The sequence below is a fragment of the Roseibium salinum genome (assembly GCF_026240905.1).
Lineage (GTDB): Bacteria > Pseudomonadota > Alphaproteobacteria > Rhizobiales > Stappiaceae > Roseibium > Roseibium salinum.
The window spans coordinates 245,721-264,929 of sequence record NZ_JAPEVI010000001.1 but is presented as its reverse complement, the minus strand read 5'-3'; the positions used below and the strand labels follow the sequence as shown (position 1 = coordinate 264,929).

The 19,209-nt window shown below is 61.9% G+C and carries 20 protein-coding genes and 1 pseudogene; 4 read left to right on the top strand and 17 right to left on the bottom strand.

What is annotated here, in order from left to right; translation table 11 throughout:
* Window positions 1-36: 36 nt before the first annotated feature.
* The 3 genes from ON753_RS01130 to ON753_RS01120 form a co-directional block, all read right to left on the bottom strand.
* Window positions 37-1,665, bottom strand: coding sequence for a TRAP transporter large permease (locus tag ON753_RS01130; RefSeq protein ID WP_265960709.1), 1,629 nt, complete (start codon window positions 1,663-1,665; stop codon window positions 37-39).
* 1 nt (window position 1,666) lies between these two features.
* On the bottom strand, window positions 1,667-2,479 hold the full coding sequence (locus ON753_RS01125; protein ID WP_265960708.1) for a TRAP transporter small permease subunit: 813 nt from the start codon (window positions 2,477-2,479) through the stop codon (window positions 1,667-1,669).
* A gap of 103 nt (window positions 2,480-2,582) precedes the next feature.
* Complete coding sequence (locus ON753_RS01120) at window positions 2,583-3,593, bottom strand: TRAP transporter substrate-binding protein (RefSeq protein ID WP_265960707.1); 1,011 nt, start codon at window positions 3,591-3,593, stop codon at window positions 2,583-2,585.
* A 238-nt stretch (window positions 3,594-3,831) separates the two neighbouring features.
* Here ON753_RS01120 and ON753_RS01115 point away from each other — a divergent pair, with 238 nt between their 5' ends.
* Both ON753_RS01115 and ON753_RS01110 read left to right on the top strand, forming a co-directional pair.
* Entirely contained in the window at window positions 3,832-4,497 is a 666-nt protein-coding gene (locus ON753_RS01115; RefSeq protein ID WP_265960706.1) for a GntR family transcriptional regulator, read from the top strand.
* 115 nt (window positions 4,498-4,612) lie between these two features.
* Window positions 4,613-4,876, top strand: coding sequence for a hypothetical protein (locus ON753_RS01110; RefSeq protein WP_265960705.1), 264 nt, complete (start codon window positions 4,613-4,615; stop codon window positions 4,874-4,876).
* Window positions 4,877-5,020: 144 nt separating this feature from the next.
* Here the strand turns inward: ON753_RS01110 and ON753_RS01105 are convergent, their stop codons facing one another.
* The 3 genes from ON753_RS01105 to ON753_RS01095 are packed head-to-tail and all read right to left on the bottom strand — an operon-like array spanning window position 5,021 to window position 7,643.
* On the bottom strand, window positions 5,021-5,809 hold the full coding sequence (locus tag ON753_RS01105) for an SDR family NAD(P)-dependent oxidoreductase (RefSeq protein ID WP_377047312.1): 789 nt from the start codon (window positions 5,807-5,809) through the stop codon (window positions 5,021-5,023).
* Window positions 5,809-6,987, bottom strand: a complete 1,179-nt coding sequence (locus ON753_RS01100; protein WP_265960703.1) for a zinc-dependent alcohol dehydrogenase — start codon at window positions 6,985-6,987, stop codon at window positions 5,809-5,811. The genes ON753_RS01105 and ON753_RS01100 overlap by 1 nt, the downstream gene beginning before the upstream one ends.
* Window positions 6,988-6,998: 11 nt before the next feature.
* On the bottom strand, window positions 6,999-7,643 hold the full coding sequence (locus ON753_RS01095) for an SRPBCC family protein (protein WP_265960702.1): 645 nt from the start codon (window positions 7,641-7,643) through the stop codon (window positions 6,999-7,001).
* A 162-nt stretch (window positions 7,644-7,805) separates the two neighbouring features.
* On the opposite strand from ON753_RS01095, the gene ON753_RS01090 reads away from it, so the two are divergent.
* Window positions 7,806-8,339 carry a superoxide dismutase family protein gene (locus ON753_RS01090; RefSeq protein WP_265960701.1) on the top strand — a complete coding sequence of 178 codons (534 nt, stop codon included), beginning with the start codon at window positions 7,806-7,808 and terminating at the stop codon, window positions 8,337-8,339.
* Window positions 8,340-8,438: 99 nt separating this feature from the next.
* Here the strand turns inward: ON753_RS01090 and ON753_RS01085 are convergent, their stop codons facing one another.
* Window positions 8,439-8,834, bottom strand: a complete 396-nt coding sequence (locus ON753_RS01085; protein ID WP_265960700.1) for a PRC-barrel domain-containing protein — start codon at window positions 8,832-8,834, stop codon at window positions 8,439-8,441.
* A gap of 355 nt (window positions 8,835-9,189) precedes the next feature.
* Between ON753_RS01085 and ON753_RS01080 the strand changes: the two genes are divergently transcribed.
* Window positions 9,190-9,828: a PRC-barrel domain-containing protein gene (locus ON753_RS01080; protein ID WP_265960699.1), complete on the top strand. Its 639-nt coding sequence runs from the start codon at window positions 9,190-9,192 to the stop codon at window positions 9,826-9,828.
* Window positions 9,829-10,049: 221 nt separating this feature from the next.
* On the opposite strand, the gene ON753_RS01075 is transcribed toward ON753_RS01080, so the two are convergent.
* The 10 genes and pseudogenes from ON753_RS01075 to ON753_RS01030 all read right to left on the bottom strand — a co-directional run.
* The gene (locus ON753_RS01075; RefSeq protein ID WP_265960698.1) at window positions 10,050-10,502 is read right to left on the bottom strand and encodes a hypothetical protein; all 453 of its coding nucleotides are present in this window, start codon (window positions 10,500-10,502) and stop codon (window positions 10,050-10,052) included.
* Between the two features lie 339 nt (window positions 10,503-10,841).
* Window positions 10,842-11,342, bottom strand: coding sequence for a substrate-binding domain-containing protein (locus tag ON753_RS01070; RefSeq protein WP_265960944.1), 501 nt, complete (start codon window positions 11,340-11,342; stop codon window positions 10,842-10,844).
* On the bottom strand, window positions 11,270-11,893 hold the full coding sequence (locus ON753_RS01065; RefSeq protein WP_265960697.1) for a LacI family DNA-binding transcriptional regulator: 624 nt from the start codon (window positions 11,891-11,893) through the stop codon (window positions 11,270-11,272). Before ON753_RS01065 ends, ON753_RS01070 begins: the two co-directional genes overlap by 73 nt.
* Window positions 11,894-11,898: 5 nt before the next feature.
* Window positions 11,899-13,062 carry a dihydrodipicolinate synthase family protein gene (locus ON753_RS01060; RefSeq protein WP_265960696.1) on the bottom strand — a complete coding sequence of 388 codons (1,164 nt, stop codon included), beginning with the start codon at window positions 13,060-13,062 and terminating at the stop codon, window positions 11,899-11,901.
* A gap of 19 nt (window positions 13,063-13,081) precedes the next feature.
* Window positions 13,082-13,396, bottom strand: a complete 315-nt coding sequence (locus ON753_RS01055) for a Dabb family protein (RefSeq protein ID WP_265960695.1) — start codon at window positions 13,394-13,396, stop codon at window positions 13,082-13,084.
* A complete protein-coding gene (locus ON753_RS01050; RefSeq protein ID WP_265960694.1) occupies window positions 13,393-14,985 on the bottom strand; it encodes a GMC family oxidoreductase in 1,593 nt (530 codons plus the stop codon). The genes ON753_RS01055 and ON753_RS01050 overlap by 4 nt, the downstream gene beginning before the upstream one ends.
* A 10-nt stretch (window positions 14,986-14,995) precedes the next feature.
* Window positions 14,996-15,754, bottom strand: a complete 759-nt coding sequence (locus ON753_RS01045) for a 3-ketoacyl-ACP reductase (protein ID WP_265960693.1) — start codon at window positions 15,752-15,754, stop codon at window positions 14,996-14,998.
* Window positions 15,751-17,235 carry a GMC oxidoreductase gene (locus tag ON753_RS01040; protein WP_265960692.1) on the bottom strand — a complete coding sequence of 495 codons (1,485 nt, stop codon included), beginning with the start codon at window positions 17,233-17,235 and terminating at the stop codon, window positions 15,751-15,753. The genes ON753_RS01045 and ON753_RS01040 overlap by 4 nt, the downstream gene beginning before the upstream one ends.
* 3 nt (window positions 17,236-17,238) lie before the next feature.
* Complete coding sequence (locus ON753_RS01035; protein WP_265960691.1) at window positions 17,239-18,348, bottom strand: ABC transporter ATP-binding protein; 1,110 nt, start codon at window positions 18,346-18,348, stop codon at window positions 17,239-17,241.
* 4 nt (window positions 18,349-18,352) lie between these two features.
* Window positions 18,353-19,156 (bottom strand): annotated as a pseudogene (locus tag ON753_RS01030) (carbohydrate ABC transporter permease); the annotation flags it as partial.
* Window positions 19,157-19,209: the final 53 nt, after the last annotated feature.

Genomic DNA, 19,209 nt, shown 5'->3' with positions numbered 1-19,209 from the left:
CAAGAGGTCTGGCCCGCAAGAACATGGGTTGGCGACCTACAGGAGCAGCGTCACGATCGGCGGCCACAAGAGCAGAACCGCCAATGCCAGAAGCTGTATCATGATGAAGGGCAGGAAGCCCCGGAAGATGTCGGTCAGCGAGATCTGCGGCGGGGCCACCGACTTGAGATAGAAGGCGGCCGGGCCGAAGGGCGGCGACAGGAAACTGACCTGCATGTTCATGCAGAACACCACGCCGAACCAGATCGCCACGTAGCGCGGCTCGATCTCGCCGAAGACGCCGATTTCGGCGACCGGCAGTTTCAGCACGATGGGCAGGAAAACCGGCATGATCAGCAGCACGATGCCGACCCAGTCCATGAACATGCCCAACACCAGGAAGATCGCCATCATGACCAGGATGATGCCCATCGTGGGAAGTTCTGCGCCGACGATCAGGTTGGCCACGTAGCTGGGGCCGCCGGCGAGCGTATAGGCGGCCGCGAGCGCCGCCGCGCCGATGGTCACCCAGATGATCGTGCCGGTCGATTTCAGCGTCCGCATCAGGCTGTCCCAGACGATAGTGAAGGTCATTTCCCGCCGGATTAGGCCGATCACGAAGACGGCGATGACGCCCATGCCGGCCGCTTCCGTGATCCCGGTGATCCCGCCGTAGATCGACCCCAGCACCACTCCGATCACCACCACCGGTGCAATGAGCCCGCGTCCCATGTGCCAGCCCGTGGCGGTCCGCTCGCGGCCGATGACAAAGACGATCAGCAGGAGCGCGACGGCAAAGACACCGAGGATCCATGGAATGTCGCTCACCATGCCGAGCAGGATCGGGTCGACACCTTCCGTGACATCGTTGGCGCCTGTTACTGTGAAGAAGAGTGCGCGCACCAGAAGCACGCCGCAGATCCAGAGAGTGAACCGCGCCAGGAAGCCGGCAAACAGCAGCGTCTTCTCCCGGCCGGCCGGGTCGTCCGGCTCGGGTTCCGGCAGGGGTGCCTGCTTCGGGTCGATGCGGGTTCGCAGGACGATGTAGACGATGAAGAAACTCGCCAGCATGAAGCCCGGCAGGAACGACGCCGTGAACAGGCCCTTGATCGACGTCTCCGTGACGAGCCCGTACATGATCAGCACGATGGAGGGCGGGATCATGGTGCCGAGGGTTCCGCTGGCGCAGATGGTGCCGATGGCGAGGTTCTGATTGTAGCCCAGCCGCAGCATCTGGGGCAGGGCGATCAGGCCGAGCAGCACGACTTCGCCGCCGATGATGCCGGACATGGCCGCCATGATCACCGCCATGAGCGACGTGACGATGGCAATTCCGCCCCGGGTCCGGCTGAGCCAGACGTTGAGCGAGGAATACATGTCGCGCGCGATGCCGGATCGTTCGAGCAAGGACGCCATGAAAATGAAAAGCGGCACCGATATGAGGACGTAATTCGTCATCTGCCGGTAGATGGCCTGGGCGAGCACCGAGAGCGGCCCGCGACCGAAGTCCTGGAACAGGAACTCCGGGCCGAATTTCATGACCAGCGTTGCGACCGCCAGGAAGGCCGACGCAAAGCCCAGGGACATGCCCATGGCAAGCAGGACGAACATGCCGAGGAGCAGGATCAGGGAGAGGGTGCCGATATCGGAGACCTTCATCCAGGAAAGGCTGGCAAGCAGATCCATTTCACTTGTTCTCCAGAGAGCGGCGGATGCTCTCGATCTCGGCTTCGTCGATCTCGTCCAGCGGCGAATGGTGTTCGGGTTCGCTGTCCCAGTCCAGGATCAGGTTCGACAGAGCCTGCAGGGCCACCAGCGCAACGGTAATGAGGATCGCGGGTTTGATTGTGCCGGGAATCGGCGGGTTCCATGCGGTTCCGAAGGCCTCCCACCGCAGCAGTTTCGTCAATGCCTCGTTGAACCCGCCCCAGACAAGGGCGGCGGCAAAGGCCCAGATCAGGAGCACCGAAATGCAGTCTGAGGCCTTCTGCAACCAACGGGGCATCAGGTCGTAGACGATGTAGATCCGGATATGACTGCGCTGCTGCATGGCGTAGAGCCCGGCCAGCAGGAAGATGAACCCCGCCATCCAAAGCGAGAATTCGTTGGCCCAGAGCGTCGGCGCTGCGAAAACGTAGCGCGCGACGACCTCGTAGAACATGACGAACACGAGAAAACCGATGCCCAACATGGCCAACCTGCTGCAGATCAACGAGATGATGTCAAAGAAACCCCGGGGCCGCATTTCGATGGCGCCTACGGTGTCCGACAGGTAGATGGAGGAAAAGAGAAGCGCGAATAAGAGCAACCACAACGTGATCTTGACGGAAAGAAGATCGCCGGGTCTCAACATTTGCTGCATGCCGATTTCGGACCCGAGGAACAGTCCACTGAAGATCAGCCAGCCGGCACTCAAGAGTGCGAGGCTTACGAACAGGATCGCCGCCTTGCGGACCAGACCGCGCAGCGATCCGAGCCAGCAGTAGTGTTGCTCTTGCATGGCCAAACCCTCCTCTTTTGGCACTCACAGATCGTCTGCCGCAGGCAAAAGACCGGCGGACCTTGAAAAGATCCGCCGGCGTATTACAGCTTGGCTGAGAACCTCAGTTCGCCATGCCCTGCGACTTGAGATACTCGGTATGGGAGTCAACCAGCGCCTTCGCTTCCTCGGTCGTGGCGAATTCGGGCCAGGTCGAAACCGCCGCTTCGCGGAAGGCGGCACGCGCTTCCGGGCTGAGATCATGCAAGGTCACGCCATCGGCGCGCAGTTCGGCAGCGGCCTTGTTGTTTTCGTACTCTGCCGTCAGGGCCTGCTGCAGTGCCAGTTTCTGCATCGCAGTGTCGAGGATGCGGCGGTGATGCTCGGGCATGGCATCCCAGATCTCCTTGTTGCACGCCAGATGATCTGACGGCATCGAATGGAAGCCCGGGTAAGTGGCGTGTTTCACGATGTCGTAAAGACCCATGCCCTTGTTGTTCGCAAGGATCGATGCATCGGCCCCCTCGATAATGCCGGATTCGAGCGCGGTGAAGACTTCGGTGAAATCCATCACGATCGGAGACGCACCGAGTTTTTCAAAGATCTTGGTTTCCATGCCCGGAGGCGAGCGGAATTTCCAGTTCTTGAAATCGTCAACGGTCTTGATCGGTTTGGACGATGCCAGCGATTCCTGGCCGACGACCCACCAGCCGACGAGATGCATGCCATACTGGTTGTACAGCTCCTGCGCCGCGTCATAGCCGCCACCCTTGTAGAGCCAGCCGAGCTGCTGATAGGGCGTGTCATAACCGCCCATGATGTCGCCGACAAACTGGAACGCCGGGTTCTTGCCCGTCTGATAGGCACCGCCGGTCATGTCGCACTCGAGAATGCCGTTGACCGCCGCGTCGAAGGTTTCGACGGAGGCGACGACCGAAGACGAGTAGAACATCTCGATCGTGATTTCGCCGTTCGACATCACCTGGACGTCATCGATGAATTGCGCCGCGTTCTTGCCCGAGATCGTCTCGGGGCCGTAGTGCGTCTGGATCCTGAGGTGGGTTTCCTGGGCCGCGGCGGGGGCCACAATAAAAGCTGTAATGGCTGCCGACGTGAGAAGCGCCTTAATCGTCATCCTATTTCCTCCCTTTTCAGCCGGTGTCTGGCTGCTGGTTCGGTCTGGGCGGCAGCCTTGCCGGCTGCTCTTGTGTACCAATCCCGAAAACAGGCTAGCGAATGGCAACTCGACAATCAATGGATTTTGGTATACCAAATTTAAATCCTTTAAATCTCTCCTCTCGACAGGATTGCGCCAGCCCGGACGAACCGTCTGGAACCGGGGCACATCGCGGATCTTTCGGAGAAGTACAATAATGTCGGAACCGAACCTGGCGGACGAGATCGCGGCGCGGCTTCGCCGTGACATTCTTCGCGGCAAGCTTCCCCCCGGTTCGGCCATCAAGGAACGGGACAATGCCCTGGAGCTTGGAGTGAGCCGGACTCCGATGCGCGAGGCAATCCGCATTCTGGCGAAAGAAGGGCTGGTCATCCTGCGCCCCTCGCGCAGCCCGGTCGTCGCCCGGCCGAGCTTCAAGGAAATCTCCGACCAGGTCGCCGTGCTGGTGGCGCTTGAGAAGTTCTCCGCGGAGCTGGCCTGTGAAAACGCCACCGAGGCCGACATGGCGGCGTTGCGGGCGCTCAACCGGCGGATCTTTGACTGCTACGATCGCGCGGACGCCCTCGACCTCTTCGAGATCGACATGGAATTTCACACCGTCATCGCAAGGGCGTCGCACAATGCCGCGCTTGCCGAAACGCACCGCGCGTATCTGGCGCGCCTTTGGCGGGCCAGGTTTCTCTCGGCAAGCCAGCGGCGGAACAGGGACCGCGTGATCGGCCATCACGCGGCTATCCTCGATGCCCTTGAGGCCCGCGATGCCGATGCGGTGCGCGTTGCGATCGAGCGCCACCTCGGCAACCTGGCCGAGGATATCCGTCTGGTCATCGAGAAGGAAGAGTCATCGCCGCCAACCGTGTAACCCTGGGCCGGCGAAACCGTACACCCGGAACCACCTGCCGGGTTCTCTCGTTAGGGCACCACGACCCCCAGCTGCGGGCCTTTTGCGGCAGCTGCAAACAAGAGAGGGAGCGACCATGAGCTCGGCAGTCAGCACCACAAACCATGAGACGATCAGGAAATGGGTGGAGGACCGTGGCGGACATCCTGCAAAGGTCAAGGGATCCCAGGAGGGTGGCATACTGCGGATCGATTTCGGAGAACCCGAAGAGGGGCTGGAGGAGATCGGCTGGGACGAGTTCTTCCGCATCTTCGAGGAGAACGGCCTTGCATTCCTTCACCAGGACGAGACCGACGCGGGCGGCACGAGCCGTTTCAACAAATTCATCGAACGCGGCTGAAAGCCGCTGCCCAAGCAGGATTGCCGGTACGATCCCGCTCTTCGGCCGCCTCATTCCCGGTTGCGCTTGGTGACAAGCGGTGCCGGACGCAGAGGTGGGGCCTTGACCGCGCCCGATGACGTCGACCACCCCAGGCCAGCCTGATCAGTCCGGCGCAGAGCCGGGCTCGGCCATCCGGCGATGCATCTCGGCCAGAGTTGGTTCCGGAATGATGTCGGAGAAGGCCACCCGCACCTTGTTCATGAATCCGGTGACGACGCTTGCCCGTCCGTCCATCATGGCCTTGTAGGCTGTCTTCGCCACCTCGGCGGGATCGTCCTTGTCGCCGGCGCCGATCTTCGTGTCTTCCAGTCCGGCGCGCTCGAAGAACGGCGTGTCGGTAGGGCCGGGCATCAGGCAGGTCACCGTCACACCGGTCTGCTTGAGCTCGTTGCCGAGTGCGAAGGCGAAACTGTCCAGAAATGCCTTGGTGCCGTTATAGACCGCCTGGAAGCTGCCGGGCATGAAACCGGCAATGGAGCCGGTGATGAGAATCCGTCCGCTGCTCCGCTGCCTCATGTCGTGGCCGATCTTGTGGATCAGCGACAGTGTGCCGCTGACGTTGGTGTCGATCACCCGCTGTGCCTCGAGCAGATCCTCGTCGAGGAACGCGTCGCCGAGCCCGATGCCGGCATTTGCGACCAGAAGGTGGATGTCGCGGTGTCTCGCCACGCGGTAGAGGTCTGCCACGCCGCTTTCCGTCGCAAGATCGGCGCGAATTGCCTCCACCCTGGTTCCGCGCTCGCGGAAGTCCTCCGCCGCCTGCTTGATCTGGTCTTCGTCGGCGCACACAAGGAGATTATAGCCGTCTTCGGCACAACAGATGGCCAGATGGTATCCGATGCCGGTCGAAGCGCCTGTCACCAGCGCCCACCGTCCGTTGTCCTCACTCATCATGCCGCTCCTGGCTTGAGAACCACTTTGGTCCATTCGTTCTGATTGTCGCGGAAATTCCTGTAGCCTTCGGGGGCCATCTCCAGCGGCAGACGATGGCTGATCAGGAAGGTGGTGTCGATTTCACCGGCCTCAATGCGCCTGAGGAGGTCCTCGCTGTAGCGCTGTACATGCGTCTGACCGGTGCGGATCTCGATGCCCTTTTCCATCATGGCCCCAAGCGGGAACTTGTCGAGGAACCCGCCGTAGACGCCGGGCACCGACACCCGTCCGCCCTTGCGCACCGCCATGATGGCCTCGCGCAGCGCATGCCCGCGGTCCGCGCCGATGCCGACTTTCTGCTTGGCAATCTCCAGCAGGTTGTCGATGGCAAATCCGTGCGCTTCCATGCCCACGGCGTCGATCACCGCATCGGGGCCGATGCCGCCGGTCATCTCCATCAGCGCCTCGCCCACCTTCGTCGTTTCGAAGTTTATGATCTTGGCGCCAAGGCTGCGGGCAAGCTCCAGACGGCGGGGATAGTGGTCGATGGCGATTACCTGATCGGCTCCCATGAGAAGGGCGCTCTGGATGGCAAACAGGCCGACCGGTCCGCAACCCCACACGGCGACGGTGTCACCTTCCTCGATCCCGGCATTCTCGGCCGCCATCCAGCCGGTGGGCAGAATATCGGAAAGGAACAGGACCTGTTCGTCCTCCAGCCCGTCCGGTACCACCACCGGTCCGACATCGGAGAAGGGCACGCGCACATATTCCGCCTGACCGCCGGCATAACCGCCCGTCATGTGCGAATAGCCGAACAGGCCACTCATGGCGTGCCCGTAGAGCTTTTCGGATATGTCCTGATTTGCGACCGGGTTCGAGTTGTCGCAGGCGGAAAATTGCTGCTTTTCGCAGAAGTAACAGGCCCCGCAGCCGATCGTGAAGGGCACCACAACCCGCTGGCCCTTCTTGAGCGTGCTTTTCGGACCGGTTTCCACCACCTTACCCATGAACTCGTGACCGAGAATGTCTCCCTTCTGCAGCGTCGGGATAACGCCGTCATAGAGATGCAGGTCAGAACCGCAGATCGCGGTGGACGTGACCTGCAGCACCGCGTCCCGCGGGTTGATGATTTCGGGGTCGGGTACGGTGTCGACGCGAACGTCGTGCGTGCCGTGCCATGTCAATGCGCGCATCTGGGGCCTCCTCAGGCAGTTTGCGTGTGGAACTGGGCGGTGGCGATTTCGCCGGTCTCCATCAGCATCTTGAGACGTTTCAACTCGCGGCGGCCCTGGATGTTCGGCTCCTTCTGGAAAAGCTTGGCGATGAGCCGTCCGGTTTCTCCGGCAGGAGGCTTGTAGGCGATGATGGCTTCGATGACCGTGCCGCGTCCGGCGGGGGCGTCCTTGAAATGAATTCGGCCCTCGGTTTCTACCTCCGAGCCTTCGACGCTGCGCCAGGCGATGAGCTCGTCCTTGCGCTCCTCAACGATCTCGGTTTCCACCTCGACGGTCTGTCCGAACGGAGCGGAAATGGTCCATACGGCGCGTTTTTTGCCGGTGAACTGGACCGACTGCACGTTTTCCATGAACTTCGGCAGGTTCTCGAAATCACGCCAGAAGGCGAAGAGCTCCCGGCGCGGCCGGTTGATGGTGACCGAGCGCCCCACGACCGCATAGTCGCCGAAACGGGTTCTGCGGGCTGTCCGGCCGGGAGCACTGTCGCGCGCGGGCGGCGGGACGTGCCCTGATGAACCAAGCAGTTTCAGGGCCACGGCCCCGCCGAAGACGGCAAGGGCAAGGGGAGCCAGAGATATCCGCGAAGCCGGGCGATGAGTATCGGAATGTGCCATTTGAGCCTCGTCCTGTTGATAAGGACGGTCGCGGGCGCGACCTGATGGTGGCTCAACGCAGCCCGAACCACGTGGTTCCAGCATATCCGGCCTGGCCAATGCCGGAACATTCCCGACCCGTCTCCGTTACCCGGCAAGACCCAACGAACAGGGAGCGAACGGATGAGACACAGAACGAAACTCCTCACGAGCGTGATAGCGGCCGCTTTGCTGTCTGCCGGTGCGTCTGTCCCGGTCTTTTCGCAGGAGCCGGCCAAGGCAATCGCACGGCTCACGACATCCGAAGGTGAGCCCGCAGGCAGTGTGGAATTCACCGACGGGCCGAATGGGGTCCTTATTGAAGCACTGATCACCGGGCATGCGCCGGGCGAGCACGCCATCCACCTGCACGAGACGGGCAAATGCTCGCCCGATTTCTCAGCGGCAGGCGGCCATATTGCGCCCGAAGGCACCGTGCACGGCTTCCTTTCGCAGGAGGAACCTCACACCGGCGACCTGCCGAACATTTTCATGGATGTCGAAGGTGCTGGCACGGCCCATTTCTTCCATCGCGGCATTTCGCTCGGCGGGGAGAAAGCCGACCTGCTCGACGATGACGGAACGGCTGTGATCGTGCATGAACATGCCGACACTTATACGGCCAATGCCGATCCCGGCGCTCGCGTCGCCTGCGGTGTCGTGGAACCCTATCTTTGAGGATTGACGTCTGGCGGTGCGTTGCCTGAGATTGAGGAATGCGCCGCCGGATCTCTGACAGCGATCGCCTACCGGCGTCCAGATAAGCGAGTGGGGGGATCAGCCATCCCAGTTGGGCAGGGATTCGACTTCTTCTTTCGTCATATTCAGAACCATGCGCAATCCGTCCAACTTTATCTGTTCCAAGGCGATCACCACGGATCTTTCGCCGACACCGAGATAGCCGCCGACATCCAGGGTCACAGCAGCAACCTGGCCGTCCTGGGTGGCCAGTACGTCGTCAATGTCGCCGATTTTCTCGTTGTTCGCGCCGAACACAGTCATGTCGCGGAGATCCTCGACTGTGATGTTGAGCCGCTGGACAAGCAAATCGTTACGGCCGGAGACTTCCACCAGCACATTCGGCGTGGCGGTCTGAGCAATGGCTGGCCCGGCCACAAAGGCCAGTGCCGCAATCAATATGCCTTGCCCGATCATTGTCCTGACTTCAACCATTCTCTCTCCTCGCCGCGGCCGGCGGCTGACCGTACATCCAAGTTGTTGGCTCATACGCATTCAACGCTTTCGCTGAATTATTGTTCCGCGCTGCGCCGGTGCACCCGGTTTGTCGGGTGCCACGTTCGCCGCAGAAGCTTTTGGAACTTCTCGGCCAGGTGGGGATTAGGCCGGAAACGGGCTCGGGCTTTACGACACACTTCGATTTTACTTGCCGAGTCCCGGAACCGGACCTGAGGAGGATTCGATGAAGAAGCTGCTTTATGGAACCAGCGTGCTCGCAATAGCCTTTGCAACCCAGGCGCTTGCCCAGGATCAGACCGCCAACGAGTAGCCGGCGGGCGAAAACGTCGTCGTGCTGAGCGAATGGCGTTACGACCCGCTTTATTCCGCGGGCTGGAGCGTCGAGAGGATGTTCGATGAAACGGATGTCGTCGACACTGCAGGCGAGGAAATCGGCGACGTCGAGAACATCATTTTCAGTGACGATGGCCGGGTTCTTTCCGTCATAGCCGAGGTCGGCGGAGTGTGGGACATCGGCGACACGCACGTCTCGATTCCGTGGGAAGAAGCCCGGCTTTCCGAAGATGGCACGCGCCTCACGGTTCCTGTGACGGAAGACAATGTCGATGACTATTCGGTGTTCGAAAAAGAGTTCCTTTTCCAGACCGATACCGAAGATATCGCCAAGGTCGAGGATGATCTGGCGACGGGGACAACGGTCTTCAAGGCAACGGATCTCATGGGCGACTATGCATATCTCAGCGAGAACACCCGCTACGGCTACGTGACCGACATGATCGTGAACAACGGCACGATCAGCGCGGTAATCGTGGATGCCGCAGCCTATGGACGGCCCGGGTTTTATGCATACCCCTATTATGGATATAACGCCGCGCCTTCATATTATCCGCGCTACAATCTGCCCTACGCGGCCGATGAAATCGATGTTCTGGAGAACTTCGACTACGATCAGTTGCGTTCGCAATCGTAACGGTTGATACCCACGTCGGCCGGGAGACTCCGCACCCCGCCTTCCGGCGGGGTGCGGTCAGCAAAAGCACATCACCGGGCTGGTTTGTAAGGCCGGTAATCCAAGTTCAACAGGATATCAGGCTGCCGCCACCCGGGTAAGGAAATCGTCGACGACGCTCTTGAGCTGTTCTGTCCGGCTCGCCACCGCGCCGGAGGCGGTGTCCACCTGGGCAGCGGTCCCTATGTGCCGGACATGTTTCCAGGCAGGTACTTGTCCGATGCCCACAGCAGCAATCCGAACAGGAGATGCGGCACGAAGGACGCCACAATCAGTCTTGGGCTGACAGACAGCCCCGCAAAGCCCCATCCGACAATGGGGAAGAAGGCCACAAGGATGATCACCCAAAGAGCCGCCGCAAGCAGCAACGCGGTCCAGATATCCCGCTTCGGAAAATACCGCACGTAAACCACGCACCAGAACGTCACGTATACTGTATGGAAAAGGAGGCCAACCGGAAGCGGCAGGCTTCGCATGAGCACGGTTTCGGCAAAGGCAAGGGACGGTGGTTTGGGGAAGGGGGACATGCCGGCGGCCGTGAGCGCGAGCATAACAACCGCAGTGAGAATAGAGACGAGAATGCCGATTCCTACAGCTCGGGACCACGAGCGACCGTGGCGTTCAACAGCAGCCATTGTCTTCTCCCTTCCAACAAAAGTACCAGAAACCTTAGCGTTTCGAAAGGCGCCTGGCGGCATCGCGACGTGCAGCAGCGTTCCCGTTTCAAGGGCAACGCCCAAGATCTCAGTATTGCCGGCACGGACGGGCAGGTGCCGCGCAGGACAGCAGCGTTCCATCCTATATAGTACGATATGTTATAACATTACGCATAATATAGATTATGGAACATTTGGCGGCGCCGCAGGACAGGACAAGAAGGCGGGCAGCGCGTCCGCAAGTCCGGGCAGCAAATGGACCGGATGCATCCTATGCGCTCGTGCCCCCTTGCCGGGGCCGCCGCCGCAACTGCAGCTTCAAAAAGCTGCCGGAGCCGATTTGTCGGACTGCTTGCCGTCGTTGTCTGGCCAGAGGCTGGACTGGCGCGCAATCAGTTCGACGTCGTAGCGCCTTTTGTCCGGAGGCCGCTTTCCCTCGGTAATCCATGCCAGCATCGCCTCCGCGGCGTTGCGGCCGAACAGGGCGGAATCGCACCTGACGGAACTGAGCCGCGGAAAGGCGATCGAGCTTTCCTCGATGTCATCGAAGCCGACGATCCTGAAGTCCCTGCCGGCGCGGATGCCGGCTTCGGCAAAGCCGCTGAGCATTCCCAGGGCAACCAGATCGCTGAAACACACCGCTGCCTCGATGTCCCTGTGTACCGTTGCAAGGTGCAAGGCGATGTCGCGGCCAAAGGCCCTCGACGGCCGCCCGTGGAAGGCCCTGGGCACCAAGGACTGCGAGGTCATCGCCGCACTGTAGCCGGACATGCGCTCAAGCGTGATCGGCCGGTCCTTGATGCCACCGACGAAGGCAATGCTCCGGCTGCCCAGTTCGATGAGATGTTCGGTCGCCAGGACCCCGCCCCCCGCATAGTCGTGGGACGCAAAGGGAAAAGGTCCGTCCGTTCATCGAGTTGCCGAAGCACCTGCATGGCCGGGATGCCGGCGCGCCGGATACGATCGAACGGCTGGTTGTCACCGCCATAGGTTGGCGAGATGACGAAGGCGGAAACACCGTGTTCGATCATGGCATCGATCACCTGCGCCTGGATCTCCGGATCCTCGTCGGTGTTGGCGATGACGGTTGAATATCCCTGCCGGGCGAAACACATCTGTGCGCTTGCCGCGAACTCGGTGAAGAACGGGTTGCGCAGGTCGTTGATGATCAGGCCGATCAGACCGGAACCCGCCCCGCGCAGGCCCGCGGCCGAGCGGTTGTAGACATAGCCGAGGTCGGCAATCGCCCTCATGACATCTGCCCGGGTCGTCTCCTTGACCAACGTGGAATTCTGCAGAACGAGCGACACGGTCGACTTGGACACACCTGCGTGCCGTGCAACATCCAGAATTGTCGGTCTTTTGTTCATTCGCTTCAGCCAATCCCATGCAGCTTCAAGAGCAGGGTCATCCGTTCCACTGCGACATCGGGTTTTGACAACAAACGGGATCGGTCCGCAAGCCGGAAGACCTCGGCATAGTGGGTGATTTCCCGCGAGGACTGAAACCCGCCCGGCATGATGAAGTGGCTTTGCGCATCGTTGAGCCAGGCCAGGAAGGCGATCCCGGCCTTGTAGAACCGGGTGGGCGCCTTGAAGATTTCCCGGCTGAGCGGAACGGTCGGCGCGAAAAGCCGGTGATAGGTTTCGGTATCGCCCTGCGCGAGGGCTTCGAGCGCCTGGCTGGCCACGGGCGCGATGGCCGCGAAGGCGCCCAGCAGGGCGTGCGAATAGTGCGTCCCGTCGCCTTCGATCAGCTGCGCATAGTTGAAATCGTCTCCGGTATAAAGCCGGACGCCATCTGGCAGGCGCGCCCGGAAAGCCTCTTCATGTGCCTGGTCGAGCAGCGAAATCTTGATACCGTCGACCTTTTCCGGATTGTCTTCGATGATGGAAAGCACCGCATCCGACGCCGCGCCGATGTCCTCCGATCCCCAGTAGCCTTTGAGCGCCGGATCGAACATGTCCCCGAGCCAGTGCAGGATGACCGGTGCCGCAGCCTGCTTCACCAGCTTGCCATAGACGCGGGCATAATCGTCCGGCCCCGCCTTGATGGCGGGAAAGGCGCGCGAGGCCATGATGATCACCTGTCCGCCGGCAGCCTCGATGGCCTCCATCTGCTCCGAATAGGCTTCTGCGATAGCCTCTGTGGTCCTGAGGTCCTCGAGCGGCACCTGATCGGTGCCTGCACCGCAGGCAACGCGCGGCTTCATCGGATGCGCCCTTGCCTCCTTCATGGTGCGCTCGATGAGCTCCCTTGCCGTCGGCCAGTCCACACCCATGCCGCGTTGGGCCGTGTCCATGGCCTCGGCAAGACCCAGGCCCTGATCCCAGAGCCAGTGCCGGAAACGCAGGGTGTTCTCCCAGTCGACGGCGGGACGGCCGACCCAGGGATCGCGTTCGCGCAAGGGATCCGAGACCACATGGGCGGCCGCAAAGGCCGTCCGCGTCAAGGGCACACGTGGGGCACGCGGCGTCAGGGCCTGGCCGGAAAGCGTGTAGGTCTCCAGGCGGTTGTCCGTGGTGGGGAGCGTCAGCATGGTATTCTCCAGCGAAAGGTCAGGCGGCGACGGGTATGTCCAGGACGAGAATCCCGTCGATCCCGCCAATCGCGTTGGCGACCAGCCTGGCACCGAGGGCTTTGTGGTCGGGATGGGTCTGATACGCTTCCAGCGCCTCCCAGTCGGCGAAATCGATGACGAAGCCGTGCATGTAGCCCCGCTCGATCTTCTCCGGGCTTTCGCTGCGCCCGGAAGTGATTCCGAGAATTCCGGTCACTTTCGCTTCGATGGCGCGCAGTTCGGCAAACAGCCGGGCGATTTCTTCTTCGCCGACGCCGGGCTGGAATTTGATGAGCACGATGTGACGTATCATGAGGGATACCCGTGGTCCTGGCGGATCATGTCGGCGGCTTTCTCGCCGATCATGATGGCCGCAGCATTGGTGTTGGAAGAGATGAGCCTTGGCATGATCGACGCGTCCACGACGCGCAGGCCCTCAAGACCGTTGAAGCGAAGGCGGGGATCGACGACCGCCCTGTCATCGGCCCCCATCCGGCACGTGCCCGCGGCATGGTGGGACGTCTTGGAATGCTCGCAGATGAAGCGGAAGTAGTCTTCGTCGGTCCTGACGTCGGGCCCGGGCAGGCGCTCGGCCTTGATGAAGGGTTCGAGCGGTTTCTGCGTCAGGATCTCCTGCGTCAGTTTCAGGCCGCGGATGGACATCTCCCTGTCCTGCGGATCCTCCAGATAATTCGGATCGATCAGGGGAGCGGCGCCCGGGTTGGCGCTTTGAAGGCGGACGGACCCGCGCGAGCGCGGACGCAGATAGCACGAGTTCAGCGTAACGCCGCCATCGGGCATTGCCGCGACGCCCGATTCAATGCCCGTGCCAAGGCCGAGGTGGAACTGGATATCCGGAGACCTTGCTTCCGGGTCCGCGTACCAGAAGCCGCCGGTCTCAAATAGACTGGAGGAAACCGGACCGCGCCGGGTGAAGAGATATTGCAGGCCGGCGATAGCCGACAAGTGGGGCTTTGCGAAGCGGTCATAGGTATGCGGGCCGCTGACCTCGCAAATGCAGTAGAGGTCAAGATGGTCCTGGAGATTGGCGCCGACCTCCGGCTGGTCGAGGACGACCTCGATGCCGAGGTCCTTGAGGTGATCCGCAGGGCCGATGCCCGACAATTGCAGCAGCCTGGGAGAACCGATCGCCCCGGAGGAAAGCACGATTTCGCAGCTTGCGGTCAACCGGGTGCCGTCGATCAGCTCGACGCCGGTCGCACGGCCGTTTTCAACCAGGATCCGGCGCACCTGCGCCCCGGTCCTGACGTGGAGGTTCGCCCGGTTGCGGTTCGGCGCGAGATAGGCCATCGCCGCCGACGACCGGCGGGCGTTTCTCTGGGTCAGCTGATAATAGGCGACACCGTCCTGCTTCTCGCCCGCAACGTCATGATTACGTGGAATGCCGAGTTCCGCGGCGGCCTCGAAATAGGCTTCGCAAATCGGCAGCGGGGCGCATGGCCTGGAAACGCCGAGGGGACCGCCCTTGCCGTGGTACCTGTCGTCGAACGTGTCGTTGTCTTCCGCCTTTCGGAAATAGGGCAGAACATCCTCGTAGCCCCAGCCCTCACAGCCCAACTGGCGCCACTCCTCGTAATCGAGCGCATTGCCGCGGGTGTAGATCTGCGCATTGATCGCCGAGCCGCCGCCGATCACCCTGGCCTGGGTATAGCGGAACACGCGGCCGTTCATGTGCTTCTGCGGGACCGTGTGCCAGCCCCAGGAGCCGATCCCCTTGGTCATCTTCGCGAAACCGGCAGGCAGATGATAATAAGGATGCCAATCGCGTCCGCCCGCTTCCAGGAGCAGGACCTGCACGTCCGGATTTTCCGTCAGCCGCGCGGCGACGACCGAGCCCGCGCTGCCGCCGCCTATGACGATGAAATCGTAGCCTTTTTCCATGAAGTGTCTCTCAAAGTCGCGGGATCGACAGGCCGCCGTCGACCGCAATGGAAGAACCGGTCGCAAAGGCCATCCGGCCTTCGGCGATCGGAAGAATGATTGAGCCGATATCCGCCGGCTGCCCCCAGCGTCCGGCAGGAACAAGACCGCCCTCGATCCGCGCGGTATACTTGTCCTTCACGCCGGCGGTCATGCCGGTTTCGATGATGCCCGGCCGCAGCTCGAAGACGCCGATGCCGTGAGGAGCAAGCCGGACGGCGAAAAGCTCCGCCATCATCGCGGCGCCCGCCTTGGACAGGCAGTATTCGGCCCGTTCGATGGAGACCATTGTGGCACTGACGGAGGTCACGAAGGTGATCGAACGATACGTGTCCTCCGGCAGCTTCAGCATCCGGCGCGCCACGTCCTGGGCCAGAAAGAATGCTCCTCTGAGGTTCACACCGAGAACGAAGTCGAAACTGTCCGGCCGGAGATCGAGCATGTCGCCGCGCACCTTCGCGGGAACGCCGGCATTTGAGACGAAGGTGGTGACCGGCCCGAGCCGCTCCTCCACCCTGTCCAGCACCTGACCGTGACCGGCGACATCCTGCAGGTCGTGGCAGAAATAGGCGGCGCGGTCCCCGAGCCGCTCCAGAGCCTCGCCGACGTCCGCCGCTTCCGGTTCACTGCGCGACAAAAGGGCGACGTTGTAACCGGCCCCGGCAAGCGCCTCCGCGATACCCAGCCCGATGCCCCGCTGTCCGCCGGTAATGAGCGCGACCTTGTTCATCTGGATAGTTCCTGTCTGATTGTCCCGGCCGCCCGAAGCGAAAGGGCGGCGACAGTGAGCGCGGGATTGACGGCGGCCGATGTCGGCAATGCCCCGGCATCGGTGACGAAAAGGCTCGGATGATCCCAGGATCTGCAGTCGGGATTGAGCACCGAGGCCGCCGGATCCGTCCCCATGCGAACCGTGCCGCACTGATGCGAAGGCACTCGCCCGTCGAAAAGACGAGTCAGGACGAGCGGGAAGCCGGCCTTGCGCAGCATCTTTTTGGTCTTTGAGACGAGCTTCCTGTGCGCGGTCATGTTCGAGCGCCGCCACAAGAGGTGGATCCTGCCGTCCTTCAACACGACCCGGCTTTCCGGGTCGGGCAGATCCTCGGATATGAGATAAAGGTCCAGCGCGTGGTCCGAGATCCAGCGGGCCGCGAACATGGGCAGCTGCGGTACCTGTATTTTCAGGATATCCGCTGTCACGCGCCCCAGAAGCTGGACGTTTCCGAGCGGCCTGCCGTCCGCGCCGTCCGACAGGTACCAGTCGTTGATGCCGAAGGTCTTCTGGTAGACCGCGTCATTGCGGAAGCCCGGATCAATGGCGATGATCGCTGTGGCGTTGTGGTTCATGAAACAGCGGCCGACATAGCCGGAGCTGTTGGCGATGCCCGATTTCAGCAACAGCGCGGCCGACTGAACGGCACCGGCGCAAAGGGCAACGACCTTTGCCGTAAGGCGCGTTTCGACCCCGTCCTTCTCGTAGACGACCTCGTTGATCCGCCCGGTCTCAGGGTCCGCCACAAGCGCTGTAACGCGTGCGCCCGTGACCAGGGTGACGTTCTCATGGCCAAGGGCATGCGCCAGCCCGCAGGTTTCCGCATCCATCTTTCCGCATCTGAGATCCGGATAGCCGTCCCAGCCGGTTTGCCCGGATGCCAGCCAGCGATCGAGATCGATCCCCAGCGGAAGGCTGAAGGGCCGCGCGCCGGCCGCTTCCAGACGCTTGCGCGCCAACCGGATGGCGGGTTCGTCCGGCACCGGCGGAAACGGATAGGGCCCCGAATGTGCCGGTTCACTCTTGTCGGAACCGGCATCTCCCCTCACCTGGTAGAGCGCCTCCGCGGCGTCGTACCAGGGCGCCAGCTCGGCATAGGCAAAGGGCCAGGCGGGCGAGACACCGTCATAGTGTTCCAGCTCTTCAAAATCCTCTTTCCGGTAGCGGATGAGCACCGCGCCGTAGAGTTTGGTATTGCCGCCGACATTGTAGTAGTTGCCCGGCTCGAATGGGCGCCCCTCCCCGTCCAGCCAGCTCTCGCTCGAGCGGAAGGCACTGTTGGTGTAAATGCGCCACGGGTCGCGCGCAGGGGCATCGTCCGGAATCTGCTCGCCGCGTTCCAGGATGGTGATCTTCGCACCGCTCGGCGCAAGGCCGGCGGCAAGCGTTGCGCCGCCCATGCCGCTGCCGATAATGATGACGTCCGGTGCGATGCTCATGCCTCAGGCGATCCGGTTCTCGGTTTTCGGATCGAAGGCAACCGCCTTCTCCATGTTGAACGCAAAGGGGAAGACATCCCCCGCACGTACGGAGACATCCGCGCGGAACCGTCCGGTCACGTCCTTGCCGCCGATCTGGCTGACAACGAACGTGTCGGATCCGGCCGGTTCGGTCACTTCGACGGGAGCTTCCACCACATGCACGGAGTGCGAATTCCGGTCCGCTCCGTCGCGATCCGTGATCGCCTCCGGGCGGATCCCCAGAACGATCTCCCGGCCGAGGCTCGAGCCGAGCCTGTCATTGGCAAATGGAATGGCCGCCGTCCTGCCGTCGGCCAGCATCACTTCCGCCGCCGGTCCGGCATCCGTCGAGACGACCTTGGCCGGAAACAGGTTCATGGAGGGCGATCCCATGAATCCGGCGACGAACATGTTCGCCGGATTTTCATAGATCTCCCTGGGCGTCCCGAGCTGCTGGACGTAACCGCCGAACATGACCGCGATCCTCGTCGACAGCGTCAGCGCCTCGATCTGGTCGTGGGTCACGTAGACGATGGTGGTCCCGAGTTTCTGATGGAGCTTCTTGATCTCGGTGCGCATGTCGACGCGCAGCTTCGCATCGAGGTTGGAGAGCGGTTCGTCGAACAGGAAGACGTCGGGCTCGCGCACGAGGGCCCGGCCCATGGCGACGCGCTGGCGCTGACCGCCGGAAAGCTGCCCCGGCTTGCGGCCCAGCAGATGCGTGATCTGCAGAAGATCGGCGACATGGGCAATGCGCCTTTCCCGCTCCGCCTTCGGGATGCGGTGCATTTCCATGCCAAAGGAAATGTTTCCGGCAACTGTCATGTTCGGGTAGAGCGCGTAGGACTGAAAGACCATCGCGATGTTCCGGTCAGCCGGCCTGACCCCGTTCATGCTTCTGCCGCGAATGGCGATCTCGCCCGACGTGATGCCCTCCAGTCCGGCAATCATGTTGAGAAGCGTGGATTTTCCGCATCCGGAGGGTCCGACAAGCACGAGGAACTCGCCCTCCTCGATCGAGATGTCGGTTTCATGGAGGACCTTCACGGATCCGTAGGATTTGGTCGCCTGCTTGATGTCGAGGAAGCCCATTGTCTTATCCTTTTACTGAGCCGGCCATCAGGCCACGGACGAAGTAGCGCCCGGCAACGATGTAGACGAGGAGGGTCGGAAGCGCGGCCATGATCGCACCGGCGAAATGGACGTTGTATTCCTTCACCCCGGTCGAGGACTGCACCAGGTTGTTGAGCGCGACCGTCATGGGCTGACTGTCGAAGTCCGAGAAGGAGGCGCCGAACAGGAAGTCATTCCAGATGTTGGTGAACTGCCAGATGATGCAGACGACCGCGATCGGTCCCGACGACGGCAGCAGGATGCGCCAGAAGATTCGGAAGAACCCCGCCCCGTCGATCTGGGCCGCGCGGACCAGCTCGGTCGGAAAGGCCGCGTAATAGTTCCGGAAATAGAGCGTCGAGAAGCCGATGCCGTAGACGAGATGTACGAAGATCAGCCCCGGCACCGACCCGGCGAGCCCCATCAGTCCCAGCATCCGGGCCATCGGGATCAGAACCATCTGGAAGGGAATGAAACAGCCGAACAGCAGCAGCCCGAACAGCACGGTCGAGCCACGGAAGGCCCATTTCGTCAGGACATAGCCGTTCAGCGCACCGAGCAGCGTCGAGATGGCGACGGCCGGAACCACCATGATGATGGAATTGAGGAAATAGGGGCGAAGGCCCGTCGCCTCGACGCCGACCTGCGCGGTCGACCAGGCGCTTTGCCAGGGCGCGATCGTCCATGCCCGCGGAAGCGACATCATCCCTCCCGCGGTGATTTCGGAGAGCGGTTTCAGCGAGTTCACCACCATCACGTAGAGCGGCAGCAGGTAGTAGATGCAAAAGAGCGCGAGGAGGAGATAGAGGATGATGCGGGCAGGCCTCACCGAGCCGGTGA

Coding starts and splice junctions, on each gene's coding strand:
- ON753_RS01130 (WP_265960709.1), bottom strand. CDS start 1,665: ATGGATCTGCTTGCCAGCCTTTCCTGGATGAAGGTCTCCGATATCGGC.
- ON753_RS01125 (WP_265960708.1), bottom strand. CDS start 2,479: ATGCAAGAGCAACACTACTGCTGGCTCGGATCGCTGCGCGGTCTGGTC.
- ON753_RS01120 (WP_265960707.1), bottom strand. CDS start 3,593: ATGACGATTAAGGCGCTTCTCACGTCGGCAGCCATTACAGCTTTTATT.
- ON753_RS01115 (WP_265960706.1), top strand. CDS start 3,832: ATGTCGGAACCGAACCTGGCGGACGAGATCGCGGCGCGGCTTCGCCGT.
- ON753_RS01110 (WP_265960705.1), top strand. CDS start 4,613: ATGAGCTCGGCAGTCAGCACCACAAACCATGAGACGATCAGGAAATGG.
- ON753_RS01105 (WP_377047312.1), bottom strand. CDS start 5,809: ATGAGTGAGGACAACGGACGGTGGGCGCTGGTGACAGGCGCTTCGACC.
- ON753_RS01100 (WP_265960703.1), bottom strand. CDS start 6,987: ATGCGCGCATTGACATGGCACGGCACGCACGACGTTCGCGTCGACACC.
- ON753_RS01095 (WP_265960702.1), bottom strand. CDS start 7,643: ATGGCACATTCCGATACTCATCGCCCGGCTTCGCGGATATCTCTGGCT.
- ON753_RS01090 (WP_265960701.1), top strand. CDS start 7,806: ATGAGACACAGAACGAAACTCCTCACGAGCGTGATAGCGGCCGCTTTG.
- ON753_RS01085 (WP_265960700.1), bottom strand. CDS start 8,834: ATGGTTGAAGTCAGGACAATGATCGGGCAAGGCATATTGATTGCGGCA.
- ON753_RS01075 (WP_265960698.1), bottom strand. CDS start 10,502: ATGGCTGCTGTTGAACGCCACGGTCGCTCGTGGTCCCGAGCTGTAGGA.
- ON753_RS01065 (WP_265960697.1), bottom strand. CDS start 11,893: ATGAACAAAAGACCGACAATTCTGGATGTTGCACGGCACGCAGGTGTG.
- ON753_RS01060 (WP_265960696.1), bottom strand. CDS start 13,062: ATGCTGACGCTCCCCACCACGGACAACCGCCTGGAGACCTACACGCTT.
- ON753_RS01055 (WP_265960695.1), bottom strand. CDS start 13,396: ATGATACGTCACATCGTGCTCATCAAATTCCAGCCCGGCGTCGGCGAA.
- ON753_RS01050 (WP_265960694.1), bottom strand. CDS start 14,985: ATGGAAAAAGGCTACGATTTCATCGTCATAGGCGGCGGCAGCGCGGGC.
- ON753_RS01045 (WP_265960693.1), bottom strand. CDS start 15,754: ATGAACAAGGTCGCGCTCATTACCGGCGGACAGCGGGGCATCGGGCTG.
- ON753_RS01040 (WP_265960692.1), bottom strand. CDS start 17,235: ATGAGCATCGCACCGGACGTCATCATTATCGGCAGCGGCATGGGCGGC.
- ON753_RS01035 (WP_265960691.1), bottom strand. CDS start 18,348: ATGGGCTTCCTCGACATCAAGCAGGCGACCAAATCCTACGGATCCGTG.